The sequence below is a fragment of the Arthrobacter sp. UYEF36 genome (genome assembly GCF_040547025.1).
Lineage (GTDB): Bacteria > Actinomycetota > Actinomycetes > Actinomycetales > Micrococcaceae > Arthrobacter.
In genome coordinates, this window is sequence record NZ_JBEPOX010000010.1 from 157071 (window position 1) to 170501 (window position 13431).

A 13431-nucleotide genomic window follows, 5' to 3' on the forward strand; every position below is an offset into this window, starting at 1 on the left:
GTCAGACTCCACCGCGGCGGAGCAGCTGTCCGCTGGGCGTGCGGCCGTCAATTTCGTGGCCGCGCAGGAAGGTCCGGCGGACCACGCCGGAGAGTGCCTTGCCGTCGTACGGGGTGATGGGGTTCTTGTGCTTGAGCTTGGAGACGTCCACCACGAAGGCCTCGTCCGGCGCGAAGACCGAGAAATCTGCGTCGTAGCCCAGGGCGAGCTGGCCCTTGGTGGTCAGCCGGGCCAGGGCGGCGGGCTTGCCGGCCATCCAGGAGACCACCTGTTCCAGCGGAATACCGCGGTGCCGGGCCTCCGTCCAGATCAGGGACAGGCCCAGCTGGAGGGAGGAGACCCCGCCCCAGGCCACGGCGAAGTCGCCGTTTTCCAGGTCCTTGAGGTCTAGGGTGCTGGGGGAATGGTCGGAGACGATGCAGTCGATGGTGCCGTCCTGGAGGCCCTTCCAGAGCAGTTCCCGGTTGGCGGCCTCGCGGATGGGCGGGCAGCACTTGTACGCTGTGGCGCCGTCCGGGATCTCCTCCGCCATCAGGGTCAGGTAGTGCGGGCAGGTCTCCACGGTGAGCTTCACGCCGTCGCGCTTGGCGCTGGCGATCATGGGCAATGCGTCCGAGGAGGAGAGGTGCAGGATGTGCGCCCGCGCACCGGTCCAGCGGGCCCGTTCGATGACCTCGGCAATGGCCTTGTTCTCGGCGCCGCGGGGGCGAGAGGCCAGGAAGGTGGCGTAGTGGTCGCCGCCGGGGTGCGGGGCGCGGTCGATCGCGTGCGAGTCCTCGGCGTGGACGATCATGAGCGAGTCAAAGGACGTCAGTTCCGCCATGTCCTCTTCCATCTCATCGGCTTCCAGGTGCGGGAATTCGTCCACGCCGGAATGCAGGAGGAAACACTTGAAGCCGAAGACGCCCTCGTCGTGCAGCGGACGCAGGTCCGCCTTGTTGCCGGGCACTGCGCCGCCCCAGAAGCCCACGTCAACGAACGCCTGGTCCTCGGCCACTTCGCGCTTGAGCTTGAGGCCTTCCACGGAAGTGGTGGGCGGGATGGAGTTCAGCGGCATGTCGATGATGGTGGTCACGCCGCCCGCTGCGGCGGCGCGGGTGGCGGAGGCGAAGCCCTCCCACTCCGTGCGGCCGGGTTCGTTGACGTGAACGTGCGTATCCACGAGCCCGGGAAGGAGGGTCTCGTCGTCGGCCAGTTCGATGATCTCGGTGCCGGCCAGGCCGTTGCCCAACGGTTCCAGGGCCACGATCCTGCCGCCGCGGACGCCTACTTCGCGCGGGGCGATCCCGGCGGTGGTGAGGATGCGCCGGCCGCGGATGACCAGGTCAAAACGTTCTTCAGACACGGAGGTCCTCCTTGGTATGGGCGGTGCCGGCGGGCTTTTCAGCCGCCAGCCAGCCGCTGATTCGGGTGCCTAGCTGCTCCAGAAGCGCTCCCGCCTCTGCTATGCACCTGTCTACATTGCTTTCCAGCGCGGTCAAAGCATAAATGTCCTCGAAGCCGGCGGCGGCCGCCTGGCCGGGAGCCAGCGTGGTCCGGCCGCAGACGGCGATCACGGGCACGCCCTGCGCGGCTGCGGCCCGGGCTACTCCGATGGGGGTCTTGCCCAGCAGGCTCTGTTCGTCCAGGCTGCCTTCGCCGGTGATCACCAGGTCGGCGCCAGCCAGGCGTTCGGCCAGGCCGGTGAAGCCGAGGACCACGTCGATGCCCGGGCGCCGGGTGGCGGCCAGGACGGCGATGGCCGCAAAGCCCACGCCGCCTGCCGCGCCGGCGCCGGGCGCTTCGGCTGCCTTAACAGCACGGAATCCGATTTCCCTGGCCAGGACTTCGACAAACCTGGCCAGGGCGGCGTCGAGCGTGTCGACATCCTGTTGTGTGGCGCCCTTCTGCGGGCCGAAAACCGCCGCGGCGCCCTGGGCGCCCAGCAGGGGGTTGTCGACGTCGGACGCCAGCACAAAGCGTGTATCCACCAGACGGGGTTCAAAGTCGGTGAAGTCGATGCTGTGGAGATCGGCCAGCGCGGCACCGCCGGCCGGGAGTTCGTTGCCCTGGCGGTCCAGGAGCCTGGCGCCGAGCCCCTGCAGGAGTCCGGCGCCGCCGTCGGTATTCGCGCTTCCCCCAACGCCCAGCACAATGCGGCGGCAGCCCTCATCCAGGGCGGCGCGGATCAGCTGGCCGGTGCCCCGGCTGGTGGCCGTGGCGGCTGTTTTCGGATCCGGCCGGCCGCCGGCCATGACCTGCGGCAGCAGCGCGAGCCCGGAGGCGGTGGCCATTTCGATGACGGCCTCGTGGTTCCGCACGGCGAAGTCCGCGTCCACGGGTTCGCCGGTGGGGCCGGCCACCGTGACGGTGCGCCGGGTGAAACCGGAGCCGACGGCGGCTTCGAGGGTGCCCTCGCCGCCGTCGGCCACGGGAATCCGGATGACGTCAAGGTTGCCGCCGGCGCCCGCCTGCAGGCCCTTTTCCAGGTGCCTGCAGACGTCCGGGGCGGAGAGAGATCCCTTGAACTTGTCCGGCGCAATGATGATCCGCATGGTTTACGCCTGCAGTGCCAGGATGGCGGTGGGGGCGTCCGCGGCGGTTTCGGCCAGTTCCTCGAACTCGTTCACGGCGTTGATTTCCACGCCCATGGAGATGTTGGTGATCTTTTCCAGGATCACTTCAACCACCACGGGAACCTGGAACTCGCCCATCAGGGCCTTGGCCTTGTCGAAGGCGGACGCCAGGTCGGTGGGATCCTCCACCCGGATGGCCTTGCAGCCCAGGCCCTCGGCCACCTTGATGTGGTCCACGCCGTAGCCGCTGGCGGTCGCCGAGAGGCTGCTGGAGTTGATGTTCTCGAACGCCAGGGACACGTTCTGCTCCATGTTGAAACCGCGCTGGGACTGGCGGATCAGGCCCAGGTAGGAGTTGTTCACCACCACGTGGATGTAGGGCAGGTTGAACTGCGCGCCGACGGCCAGCTCCTCGATCATGAACTGGAAGTCGTAGTCGCCGGACAGGGCCACCACGGTCTCGTCCGGCTTGCCGCGCACCACGCCGAGCGCGGCGGGGCCGGTCCAACCCAGGGGTCCTGCCTGGCCGGCGTTGATCCACTTGCGCGGCCCGAACACGTGCAGCATCTGGGCGCCGGCGATCTGGGACAGGCCGATGGTGGACACGTACGTGGTGTCGCGGCCGAAGGCCTTGTTCATCTCCTCATACACGCGCTGCGGCTTGATGGGGATGTTCTCGAAGTGCGTCTTGCGGTGCAGGGTGGCCTTGCGGTCCTGGCACTCGGCAGCCCAGGCGCTGTAGTCCGGCAGGGATCCTGCTGCCTGGCGCTCGCGGGCCAGCTCCACCAGTCCCGTCAGGGCCGCGCCGGCGTCGGAGGCGATGCCCAGGTCCGGGGAGAACACGCGGCCGATCTGGGTGGGCTCGATGTCGATGTGAACGAACTTCCGGCCCGCCGTGTAGGTGTCCAGGCCGCCGGTGTGGCGGTTTGCCCACCGGTTGCCGATGCCGATGACGAAGTCGGAGGCCAGCATGGTCTCGTTGCCGTAGCGGTGCGAGGTCTGCAGGCCCACCATCCCGGCCATTAGCGGGTGGTCGTCGGCAATGGCACCCCAGCCCATCAGGGTGGGGATGACCGGAACGCCCAGCAGTTCGGCCAGTTCCACCAGTTCCGCGGACGCGCCGGCGTTGATGATGCCGCCGCCGGCCACGATCAGCGGGTGCTTGGCTGCCGTGAGCATGTCCAGGGCTTTCTCCAGCTGCTTGCGGCTGGCCCGCGGCTTCTCAACGGCCAGGGGTTCGTAGGCGTCGATGTCGAATTCGATCTCGGCCAGCTGCACGTCGATGGGCAGGTCCAGCAGCACCGGGCCCGGGCGGCCGGAGCGCATCAGCTGGAACGCCTTCTGGAACGCGCCCGGCACCTGGCCCGGTTCCCGGACGGTCATGGCCATCTTGGTGACCGGCTTGGCGATGGATTCGATGTCGACGGCCTGGAAGTCTTCCTTGTGCAGCTTGGCCACCGGGGCCTGGCCGGTGATGCAGAGCATGGGGATGGAATCGGCCCAGGCCGCGTACAGCCCGGTGATCATGTCCGTGCCGGCGGGCCCGGAGGTGCCGATGCAGAGGCCGATGTTGCCGTCCTTGGCCCGGCTGTAGCCGTCCGCCATGTGGCTGGCGCCCTCAACGTGGCGGGCCAGGGTGTGGCGGATTCCGCCGTGGTTCCGCATGGCGGAATAGAACGGGTTGATGGCCGCACCTGGCAGGCCGAACGCCTCGGTGGCGCCCTCCTTTTCCAGGATGGCGACGGCAGCGTCTACGGTGCGCATCTTAGTCATGGTGTACTCCTAGGAAGTCTGTTTTTGGGTGTGCTGAAGGAAGGCCCGGCGAACCGTCGCGGGGCACTTTGGGGATGGGAGGCCTGGCCTGGCGGGCCGGGCGGCTGCGCTGCCTGGTGGCGGCCTGGTTACTTCCGACCCGAGAGCTGGAGGACCTGCTTGAAGAGTCCTGAGTGGTCCAGTCCGCCGTCGCCCTGGTTGACGGTGGCGGCGACCAGCTGCGCGACGACGGCGCCGAGGGGGACGGCGACGTTGGCTTCGCGGGCGGCCGAGGTGACGATGCCCAGGTCCTTGTGGTGCAGGGCCAGGCGGAATCCGGGGTCGAAGTTGCGGTCGAGCATCTTCTGACCCTTCTGCTCCAGGACCTTGGAGCCGGCAAGGCCGCCGCCGAGGACCTTGAGGGCCGCGTCCGTGTCGACGCCGTAGGCCTCGAGGAAGGCGATGGCCTCGGCCAGGACCTCGATATTGACGGCGACGATCAGCTGGTTGGCTGCCTTGACGGTCTGGCCGGAGCCGGCCGGGCCGACGTGGACGATAGTCTTGCCCACCGCGGTCAGGACATCCTGGGCGGCTTCGAAATCTGCCGCGTCGCCGCCGACCATGATGGACAGGGCGGCATCGATGGCGCCCTGTTCACCGCCGGACACCGGGGCGTCCAGGGCGCGGATGCCGGCGGCCTTGGCGTCGTCGGCCAGGCGCTTGGCGACATCCGGGCGGATGCTGCTGGCATCGATCCACAGGGCGCCCTGCTTGGCGTGGGCGAACACCCCGTCGGGGCCGCTGACGACGCCCTCGACGTCGGGGGAGTCCGGCACCATGGTGAGAACGACGTCGGCGTCCTTGACGGCGTCGGCGACGCTGGAGGCACCCCGGCCGCCTTCGGAGACCAGCTTGTCGATCTTGTCCTGGCTGCGGTTGAAGCCGGTCACGGTGTGGCCGGCGTTGACCAGGTTGATGGCCATGGGCAGGCCCATGATTCCGAGTCCGATGACTGCAATATTGCTCATGATGGTTCCTTTACTGAAGTCTTTTTAGCGCGGGTGTGCTGCTGGGTTGCGGCGGGTGCGGGTGGCTAACGGGCGATGCGCTGGCGGATGGCCCAGGCGAATGCGGTTTCCGCCGGTGCCTTGTACTCGAGGCCGATGTAGCCCTCATAGCCGAGTTGGCGGCTGCGGGCGATCCACTCGCCGAGGGGAAGCTCACCGGTTCCGGGAGCCCCGCGGCCGGGGTTGTCGGCGATCTGGATGTGGCCGAAGTCTTTGGCGTGCTTTTCGATGACGGCGGCGACGTCGTCCCCGTTGACCGAGAGGTGATAGAAGTCGGCGAGGAGTTTGATGTTGCCCGCACCGGTTTCCTCCTTCACGCGGGAGATGACCCGGACGGCGTCGTCGGCCGTGAGGAGCGGGTACCTGGGGGCCCCGCTGACCGGCTCGAGCAGCACGGTGCCGCCGATGCCCGCCACTCCCGTGGCCGCGGCTGCGAGGTTCTTGACCGCCAGTTCGTCCTGGGCCTCCGGGGTCTGCCCGTCCTGCCGGTTGCCGTAGAGGGCGTTGAAGGACGTGCAGCCGAGCCGTCCGCCGATGCCGGCCACCACGTCGATGTTGTCCTTGAACTCGGCGCAGCGGCCCTTCCAGGACACGAGGCCGCGGTCACCGCCGGGCATGTCACCGGCGTTGAAGTTGAGGCCGGTGAGCTGGACCCCGGCGTCGGTGATGGCCCGCTCGAAACGGGTGACCTCGGCGTCGGCGGGGACTGATGCCGAGAAGGGCCACCAGAACTCGACGGCGTCAAAGCCGGCAGCCTTCGCCGCGGCGGGCCGCTCGAGGAGCGGCAGTTCGGTCAGCAGGATGGAGCAGTTCACGGTGTACGTCATGGTGGGTTCTTTCCGGTGCGGGCGGGAGCTGGCGGAGGGGCTTCCTCGCCTCTCGCAACTTCCGCTTGGTGGAATAAAGATTCTGCTTTATGAAAAGTGTAGGGAAAGTGGGGCGGGTTGGTCAAGGGGTGAATGGTGAAGGGCGTGGCTGCCGGGTCCTCAGCCGGGACCATGATGTTTCCGGGCACAGCCACAGCTGGTGGGACGTCAGGGCCAGGGGCGTCAGGGCGCAGCCTCAGGGCCCGGGGCCATCATTGTCCGGGCAGTCCAGGGCGGGGGCTGCCCTACCCTTTCGAGGGGTCTTTCCGGGCCGCCAGGCCCACCAGCGCACCGACGGCGACGCCGATCAGCAGGCCCGTGAACGGCTTGTCGGCGGTGGTCACGCCGATAGCGAAGCCGAGGGCTGCGCCAACGAGCATTCCGATCCACAAGCGTTCGTACTTCACAGCCTCAGGCTAGCAAGCGCCGCCAAGCCCCACCGTAACGGGAAAGGGCCCGCCCCGTCAGGCGGGGCGGGCCCAGTGTTCCGGCCGCGCCTAGGTGAGGCGGATCTGCCGGTTGACGTCCTTGTAGAGCAGGTAGCGGAACGGACCCGGCCCGCCGGCGTAGCAGGCCTGCGGGCAGAAGGCGCGGAGCCACATGAAGTCGCCGGCCTCGACCTCCACCCAGTCGTCGTTGAGCCGGTAAACGGCTTTGCCCTCAAGGACAAAGAGCCCGTGTTCCATCACGTGGGTTTCGGCGAACGGGATGGAGCCGCCGGGCTGGAACGTAACGATGTTCACGTGCATGTCGTGGGCCAGATCGTCCGGGTCCACAAAGCGGGTGGTCGCCCAGGCGCCGTTGGTGTCCGGCATGGGCCGCGGTTCGACGTCCTGGTCGCGGGTCACGAAAGACTTCGCGGTGAAGCCGTCCAGCGGTTCGTAGGCCTTGCGGATCCACTGGAAACTGGCAGCGTCCGAGGCAGCATCGTTGGAGACCTTCCAGTCCGAGCCGGCGGCGAGATAGGCGTAGCCGCCGGACTCGAGGTGGTGGATCTCGCCGTCGAGCGTCAGCGTCAGTTCGCCCTTGGTGAGGAAGATGACGCCTTCGACGCCGGCCTCCGCCTCGGGCTTATTGCTGCCGCCGCCCGGCGCCACTTCCACGATCAGCTGCGAGAACGTTGTGGCGAAGCCGGCGATGGGGCGGGCGATGATCCAGGCGCGGGTTTTGGTCCAGCCGGGGAGGTTGCTGGTGACAATGTCACGCAGCACCCCTTTGGGGATGACCGTGTAGGCCTCCTTGACCACGGCGCGGTCGGTGAGGAGCTGGGTCTGCGGCGGCAGGCCGCCTTCGGGGGAAAAGTAGTTGCTCATGGGTGCACTCCTTTAAGGGGTCAGTGGTTGTGGGAGGCTGCCGGCTGCGCCAGCCGGGGGTGGGCCAGGACGGTCAGCTGGGGCAGCCCCAAGCCGGTCAGCCCGCGGACTTCCTCGGCGCCGGCGGCACCGCACTGGATGCCGCGCAGCACGAAGGCAGCGAGGGCCCTGGCCGTGGCGGGTTCGTCCATCACGCCGCCCTCGGTGCGCTCCACATAGTTGCGGAGCCGTGCGGCGGCGGCGGGAAGGCCCTGCCGGTAGAACGCGTAGGTGGCGGCGAAACGGCTCGGCAGCTGGGCCGGGTGAAGGTCCCAGCCCTGGTAGTAGCCGCGTTCCAGCGAGCGGCGGACCAGCCGGCCATGAAGCCGCCAGGCGTCCTGCACCCCGTCGCCGACCGGGATGACGTTGGTGGACCCGTCGGAGAGCCGGATGCCGGTGCCGGCGACGGCCAGCTGCATCACCTCTTTGGCGTAGTCCGCCACCGGGTGCTCCATCGACTGGTATTCCGCGGAGATCTGCAGGGAGGCCGAGTAATCGTAGGTGCCGTAGTGCAGGGCACTGATCCGGCCCGGAACGGCGTGCGGCAGCTGCGCCACCGGGGAGGTGCCGTCCGGGCCCAGGATCAGCTGCGGTGTTTCCACCTGGACCTCGAAGCGCAGGCGGCCGGCGGGCAGCGAGTGGACTTCCTCCAGCCGGGACACGGCGTAGTCCATCGCCTGCACCTGGGCCACGGTGGTGACCTTGGGCAGGGTGAGGACCAGCCCTTCCGGGAGCTCGCCGGCGGCGGCCAGGCCGGAGACGAACAGGTCCAGGGTGCGCAGCCCGCGGGCACGGGTGGGCGCCTCGAAGCACTTGAACCGGATCCCGATGAACGGCGGGGCACTGCCGTCCGCCACCGCGGCGGCCACGGCGGCTGCAGCAGCGACCGCGTCGGCGTCCTCGGCGTCGTCACCCCGGTCCCCGTAGCCGTCCTCGAAGTCCAGCCGGAGGTCCTCGATCGGTTCGCTGCCGAGCTTCGCGGCGACGCGGGATGCGACGGCGGCGGCCAGCTCGGGGTCCTGGCCCAGCAGGGTTCCGAGCCGCTCCAGCCCGCCGTGGGCTTCGGCGACGGCCAGCGCCTGGGCGCCCCAGCCTTCGGCGAAGCCCGGCGTGAAGCGGTCGGCCGGGACGTAGACGGTGTGGACCGGCTGGCGGGTGCCGTCGTCGCCCGGGTAGTTCCGCTCGAGCATCAGGTCGGTCGCCGCGAGCTGGGCATCGATCCGGCCCAGGTCGGCGCCGGAGAGTGCCCCGGAGGGAGACACCGAGAGCGGCCCGGAGGGAGGGACATTCATGGCTCAGCCCACCAGTTCGTAGGCCGGAGTGGTGAGGAAGTCCGTGTAGTCCTCGGAGAGGCAAATGTCGCCGATCAGCTTGCTGGCGGGCAGGTAGTGCTTGGCGAAGGCGTCCTCGCCCACCTCGCCGCGGAGCTTCTCGGTTTCCTCGGCCAGGATTCCGGACACCAGTTCGCGGGTCACGGTCCGGCCGGTGTCGGCGAGGACCACCTGGTTGCGGATCTGCTGCCACACCTGCGAGCGGGAGATTTCGGCCGTTGCGGCGTCCTCCATCAGGTTGTGGATGGCGACGGCACCGTTGCCGGAGATCCACACCGCGGTGTAGGCGACGGCGACGTAGAGGTTCAGGCGCAGGCCCGCCTCGGTGACCGTGCCGTTCGCGGAGGCGATGTCCAGGAGCTGGTCCGCAGTGACCGAAACTTCCGGGCGCTGCTTGTCCAGCTGGTTCGGCCGCCCGCCCAGGACGGCGTCGAAGACGTCGCGGCAGACCGGAACCAGGTCCGGGTGGGCCACCCAGGACCCGTCGAAGCCGTCGTTCGCCTCGCGGGTCTTGTCCGCGCGCACTTTCTCGAAGGCCTGGGCCGTCACCTCGGGCTCGCGGCGGTTGGGGATGACGGCCGCCATGCCGCCCATGGCGAAGGCGCCGCGGTGGTGGCAGGTCTTGACCAGCAGTTCGGTGTAGGCGCGCATGAACGGCGCGGTCATGGCCACGGTGGCGCGGTCCGGCAGCACAAAGCGCGATCCGGCGTCGCGGAAATACTTGATGATGCTGAACAGGTAGTCCCAGCGCCCGGCATTCAGGCCGGAGGCGTGGTCGCGGAGTTCGTAGAGGATCTCATCCATCTCGAACGCCGCCGGGATGGTCTCGATCAGGACGGTGGCGCGGATGGTGCCCTGCGGAATTCCGAGGTAGTCCTGCGCAAAAACGAAGATCTCGTTCCAGAGGCGGGCCTCGAGGTGGCTCTCCATTTTGGGCAGGTAGTAGTAGGGGCCCCGGCCGTTCTCCAGCAGCTGCTTGGCGGTGTGGAAGAAGTGCAGGCCGAAGTCCACCAGGGCGCCCACGGTGTGCTCGCCGCCGATCAGCAGATGGCGCTCGCTCATGTGCCAGCCCCGCGGGCGTGCCACGACGACGGCCAGCGGCGCGTCGGTCCGGAGCGTGTATTCCTTCCCCTCGGGGGAGGTGTACGCCAGGGTGCCGGCCGCGGCGTCGCGGAGGTTCAGGATCGATTCGATCACGTTGGACCAGGTAGGCGTGCTGGCGTCCTCGAGGTCAGCGAGCCAGACCTTGGCCCCGGAGTTCAGGGCATTGATGGCCATCTTGGCCGGCGCGGCCGGGCCCGTCATTTCCACCCGGCGGTCCTGCAGGGCTGCCGGGGCGGCGGCAACGGACCAGTCGCCCTCGCGGATGTCGCGGGTCTCCGGCAGGAAATCGAGCCGGCCGGTGCGGGCCACCTCCTCGCGCTTGACCGCGCGGGCCCTGAGCAGATCCCCGCGGGTGGCGGCGAAACGCTGGTGCAGTTCCTCAATGAAGGCCAGGGCCTCGGGGGTAAGGATCTCCTCCGCACGGTCAACGGGGTGCTGGGCTGAAATGGTGAGAGCCATTGTGGTCCTTCCTGTTCGGTGAATCAGGGCTGCAGATCGGAATCAGGCGTGCGCGAGCGCGGCGGCCGGGGCCGCTGCATGGGCCGCCGCGGCTACGGCGGCGGCGACATCGGCGGCAACGTGGGGGTCGAAGACGCTGGGAATGATGTAGCTGGCGTTGAGCTCGTCGTCAGCCACCCGCTTCGCGATCGCCTCGGCGGCGGCGACGAGCATCTCGGGGGTGATGTCCGCTGCCCCCGCGTCCAGGAGCCCGCGGAAGAAACCGGGGAAGGCCAGGACGTTGTTGATCTGGTTGGGGAAGTCGCTGCGGCCGGTCGCCACCACGGCGGCGTGCCGTGAGGCGATGACCGGATCGATTTCCGGTGTGGGGTTGGCCATGGCGAACACAATAGCGTCCTTGGCCATGGATGCCACCTGCTCTTCGCCGATCACGTGCGGTGCGCTGACGCCGATGAAGACGTCGGCTCCCTTGAGCGCCTCGTGCAGGGTGCCGGAGAATCCCTGTTCGTTGGTGTTCTCGGCAATCCAGGTGCGGTGCTCGTCGTTGTACTGTTCGCCGAAGTGGATCGCGCCCGAGCGGCCGGCGGCAATGATGTTCCGGGCCCCCTGCGCCTTGAGCAGCGCGATGATGGCGGAGCCGGCCGCCCCGACGCCGGACACGACGATCCGGACGTCGGGGAGCTTCTTGCCCACCACGCGCAGGGCGTTGGCCAGGGCCGCGAGGGTGACGATGGCGGTTCCGTGCTGGTCGTCGTGGAAGACCGGGATGTCGAGTTCCTCGCGGAGCCGGGTTTCGATCTCGAAGCAGCGCGGCGCGGCGATGTCCTCGAGGTTGACGCCGCCGTAGACCGGGGCGAGTGCCTTGACGATCTTGATGATTTCCTCGGTGTCCTGCGTGTCCAGGCAGACCGGCCAGGCGTCGACGTTGGCGAACTGCTTGAACAGCGCAGCCTTGCCTTCCATCACCGGCAGCGCGGCGGCCGGGCCGATGTTTCCCAGGCCCAGGACGGCGGAGCCGTCGGTGACGACGGCGATGGTGTTGCGTTTGATGGTCAGGTTCCGGGCGGCCTCGGGGTTTTCCGCGATGGCCATGCAGACGCGTGCCACGCCGGGGGTGTAGGCGCGGGAGAGATCGTCGCGGTTGCGCAGGGCGACCTTCGGGACCACCTCCAGTTTGCCGCCGAGGTGCATCAGGAAGGTGCGGTCCGAGACGTTGCGGACGGTGACGCCGTCGAGCGCGTTAAGCGCGTCCTTGACGCGTGCGGCGTGGTCGTCATCCGTGGTGTTGCAGGTGACATCGACTACCAGGGTCTCGTGGTGTGACTCGGTGACGTCCAGGGCGGTGATCGCGGCGCCGGCGGCGCCGACGGCTGCGGCCAGTTCGCTGGTGGCGGTGAAGCTGGACGGTGCCTCCACGCGCAGGGTGATCGAATTTCCGGGGCTCGGATTCGCCATTGAATTTTCCTCCTAGTCGGCCCGCTGACGGGCGCTTGCTGCCAGCACTAATTTCGTATTATGGATATTATTATCTACTTCGTGGAAACACAAGCCCTGCGTGAAGGCATCCCGGGCGTGTCGGCGCGGCCTGGGCCTCATTGACGATGGCCGGGGGTGCTGTATCTTGGGTCTACAAAGCACTTTTTTCACGATGCGGATAAAAGTTGTCGCAAGCGATCCCTCAGGAGACCCAAGCTATGGCCGAAAAAGCCCCCGGAGGCGTGCAGTCCGTTGAGCGCGTTTTCGAACTTCTGGAGCTGATCACTGATGCCGGCGGGGACGTCACACTCAGTGAACTGTCGTCCTCCACCGATCTGCCGCTGCCCACCATCCACCGGCTGCTGCGCACCCTGGTCACGCTGGGATACATCCGGCAGCTGCCAAACCGCCGCTACGCCCTGGGTCCGCGCCTGATCCGCCTGGGCGAGGGGGCGAACAAGCAGCTCGGTGCCCTGGCCCGGCCGCAGCTCCAGTCGCTCGTGGAGCGGCTCGGCGAAACCGCCAACATGGCGGTGCTGGATTCGGACATGGTCATGTACGTGGCCCAGGTCCCGTCCCTGCACTCCATGCGGATGATCACCGAGGTGGGCCGCCGCGGCTACATGCACGCCACCGGCATGGGCAAGGCGATCCTGGCGCAGCTGGACGACGAGACGGTGCGCGGCATCGTCACCCGGAAGGGCATGCCCACCCCCACCCCGAAGAGCATCGGCGACGTCGAGTCCCTGTTCGCGGACCTCAAGCTGATCCGGGACCGCGGCTACTCCATCGACGAGGAAGAGCAGGAGATCGGCGTCCGCTGCTTCGCCATCGCCATCCCCAACGCCCCGACCCCCGCGGCGATTTCCGTCTCCGGCCCCGTTTCACGGGTGGACAAGTCCTTCGCGGACCGGGCCGTGCCGCTGCTGCGCGAAGCCGCCCAAGCCATCTCGGACGAGCTCAACCGTAACTGATCCTGCGGCCCGTCACCCAGCGATTGCTGTTGTAACCGGTGCCGGGTCAGGACTCGGTCGGCCTGTGGCGCGACTCATGCTGGAGGATGGCTTTCGCGTGGTCCTGGCCGGACGGCGGATGTGGAGCGGCTCTTCGCGCAGCGATAACGCAATGGGGGAGGGTGGACGTGCTGTTCAACAACGCGGGCGTATTCGGCCCGGCGGCTTCCGTGGACGAGATCAGCCTGGCCGGAGGGATGCGACAGTGGCCGTGAACCTGACCGGCTCCATGCTCTGCGCCGCGGCCGCCGTCCGCGCCATGAAGGCGCAGTCGCCGCAAGGCGGTCGGATCATCAACAACGGTTCCATCGCCGCTCATTCGCCGCGGCCCCGGACGGTGGCTTACACCGTCACCAAACACGGTACTGCTCATGGCCGGGATGCCAGCCTCCGCCAGCGTGGGGTCCCTGGTGGTCACGGCGTCGGGCATGCCGTTCATCGGGCGCGGATAGCCAA

General features: G+C 68.3%; 11 protein-coding genes and 1 pseudogene. 2 read left to right on the forward strand and 10 right to left on the reverse strand.

Going from position 1 to position 13431, the window contains the following annotated elements; translation table 11 throughout:
• Position 1: 1 nt before the first annotated feature.
• The 10 genes from allB to ABIB29_RS15395 all read right to left on the reverse strand — a co-directional run bounded on the left by allB (position 2) and on the right by ABIB29_RS15395 (position 11941).
• On the reverse strand, positions 2–1345 hold the full coding sequence (gene allB / locus ABIB29_RS15350; protein WP_354173666.1) for an allantoinase AllB: 1344 nt from the start codon (positions 1343–1345) through the stop codon (positions 2–4).
• On the reverse strand, positions 1338–2534 hold the full coding sequence (locus ABIB29_RS15355; protein ID WP_354173667.1) for a glycerate kinase: 1197 nt from the start codon (positions 2532–2534) through the stop codon (positions 1338–1340). The genes allB and ABIB29_RS15355 overlap by 8 nt, the downstream gene beginning before the upstream one ends.
• Positions 2535–2537: 3 nt before the next feature.
• A complete protein-coding gene (gene gcl / locus ABIB29_RS15360) occupies positions 2538–4328 on the reverse strand; it encodes a glyoxylate carboligase (RefSeq protein ID WP_354173668.1) in 1791 nt (596 codons plus the stop codon).
• A 128-nt stretch (positions 4329–4456) separates the two neighbouring features.
• Positions 4457–5335, reverse strand: a complete 879-nt coding sequence (locus tag ABIB29_RS15365; protein WP_354173669.1) for a 2-hydroxy-3-oxopropionate reductase — start codon at positions 5333–5335, stop codon at positions 4457–4459.
• A 65-nt stretch (positions 5336–5400) separates the two neighbouring features.
• Entirely contained in the window at positions 5401–6201 is an 801-nt protein-coding gene (locus tag ABIB29_RS15370; protein WP_354173670.1) for a hydroxypyruvate isomerase family protein, read from the reverse strand.
• Positions 6202–6485: 284 nt separating this feature from the next.
• The gene (locus tag ABIB29_RS15375; protein ID WP_354173671.1) at positions 6486–6647 is read right to left on the reverse strand and encodes a hypothetical protein; all 162 of its coding nucleotides are present in this window, start codon (positions 6645–6647) and stop codon (positions 6486–6488) included.
• A gap of 90 nt (positions 6648–6737) precedes the next feature.
• Complete coding sequence (locus ABIB29_RS15380; protein WP_354173672.1) at positions 6738–7553, reverse strand: bifunctional allantoicase/(S)-ureidoglycine aminohydrolase; 816 nt, start codon at positions 7551–7553, stop codon at positions 6738–6740.
• 20 nt (positions 7554–7573) lie between these two features.
• Positions 7574–8884: a DUF6986 family protein gene (locus tag ABIB29_RS15385; protein ID WP_354173673.1), complete on the reverse strand. Its 1311-nt coding sequence runs from the start codon at positions 8882–8884 to the stop codon at positions 7574–7576.
• A gap of 3 nt (positions 8885–8887) precedes the next feature.
• Positions 8888–10486 carry a malate synthase A gene (gene aceB, locus ABIB29_RS15390; protein WP_354173674.1) on the reverse strand — a complete coding sequence of 533 codons (1599 nt, stop codon included), beginning with the start codon at positions 10484–10486 and terminating at the stop codon, positions 8888–8890.
• 42 nt (positions 10487–10528) lie between these two features.
• The gene (locus ABIB29_RS15395; protein ID WP_354173675.1) at positions 10529–11941 is read right to left on the reverse strand and encodes an NAD-dependent malic enzyme; all 1413 of its coding nucleotides are present in this window, start codon (positions 11939–11941) and stop codon (positions 10529–10531) included.
• 239 nt (positions 11942–12180) lie between these two features.
• Between ABIB29_RS15395 and ABIB29_RS15400 the strand changes: the two genes are divergently transcribed.
• Both ABIB29_RS15400 and ABIB29_RS15405 read left to right on the forward strand, forming a co-directional pair.
• Positions 12181–12936 carry an IclR family transcriptional regulator gene (locus tag ABIB29_RS15400; RefSeq protein WP_354173676.1) on the forward strand — a complete coding sequence of 252 codons (756 nt, stop codon included), beginning with the start codon at positions 12181–12183 and terminating at the stop codon, positions 12934–12936.
• A 22-nt stretch (positions 12937–12958) separates the two neighbouring features.
• Positions 12959–13427, forward strand: a pseudogene (locus tag ABIB29_RS15405) (SDR family oxidoreductase).
• Positions 13428–13431 lie beyond the last annotated feature (4 nt).

What these genes read in the sequence shown, in the direction of transcription:
- ABIB29_RS15370 (WP_354173670.1), bottom strand. Translation starts at nt 6,201, where the DNA reads ATGACGTACACCGTGAACTGCTCCATCCTGCTGACCGAACTGCCGCTC.
- ABIB29_RS15355 (WP_354173667.1), bottom strand. Translation starts at nt 2,534, where the DNA reads ATGCGGATCATCATTGCGCCGGACAAGTTCAAGGGATCTCTCTCCGCC.
- ABIB29_RS15385 (WP_354173673.1), bottom strand. Translation starts at nt 8,884, where the DNA reads ATGAATGTCCCTCCCTCCGGGCCGCTCTCGGTGTCTCCCTCCGGGGCA.
- ABIB29_RS15365 (WP_354173669.1), bottom strand. Translation starts at nt 5,335, where the DNA reads ATGAGCAATATTGCAGTCATCGGACTCGGAATCATGGGCCTGCCCATG.
- ABIB29_RS15380 (WP_354173672.1), bottom strand. Translation starts at nt 7,553, where the DNA reads ATGAGCAACTACTTTTCCCCCGAAGGCGGCCTGCCGCCGCAGACCCAG.
- ABIB29_RS15400 (WP_354173676.1), top strand. Translation starts at nt 12,181, where the DNA reads ATGGCCGAAAAAGCCCCCGGAGGCGTGCAGTCCGTTGAGCGCGTTTTC.
- ABIB29_RS15395 (WP_354173675.1), bottom strand. Translation starts at nt 11,941, where the DNA reads ATGGCGAATCCGAGCCCCGGAAATTCGATCACCCTGCGCGTGGAGGCA.
- aceB (WP_354173674.1), bottom strand. Translation starts at nt 10,486, where the DNA reads ATGGCTCTCACCATTTCAGCCCAGCACCCCGTTGACCGTGCGGAGGAG.
- gcl (WP_354173668.1), bottom strand. Translation starts at nt 4,328, where the DNA reads ATGACTAAGATGCGCACCGTAGACGCTGCCGTCGCCATCCTGGAAAAG.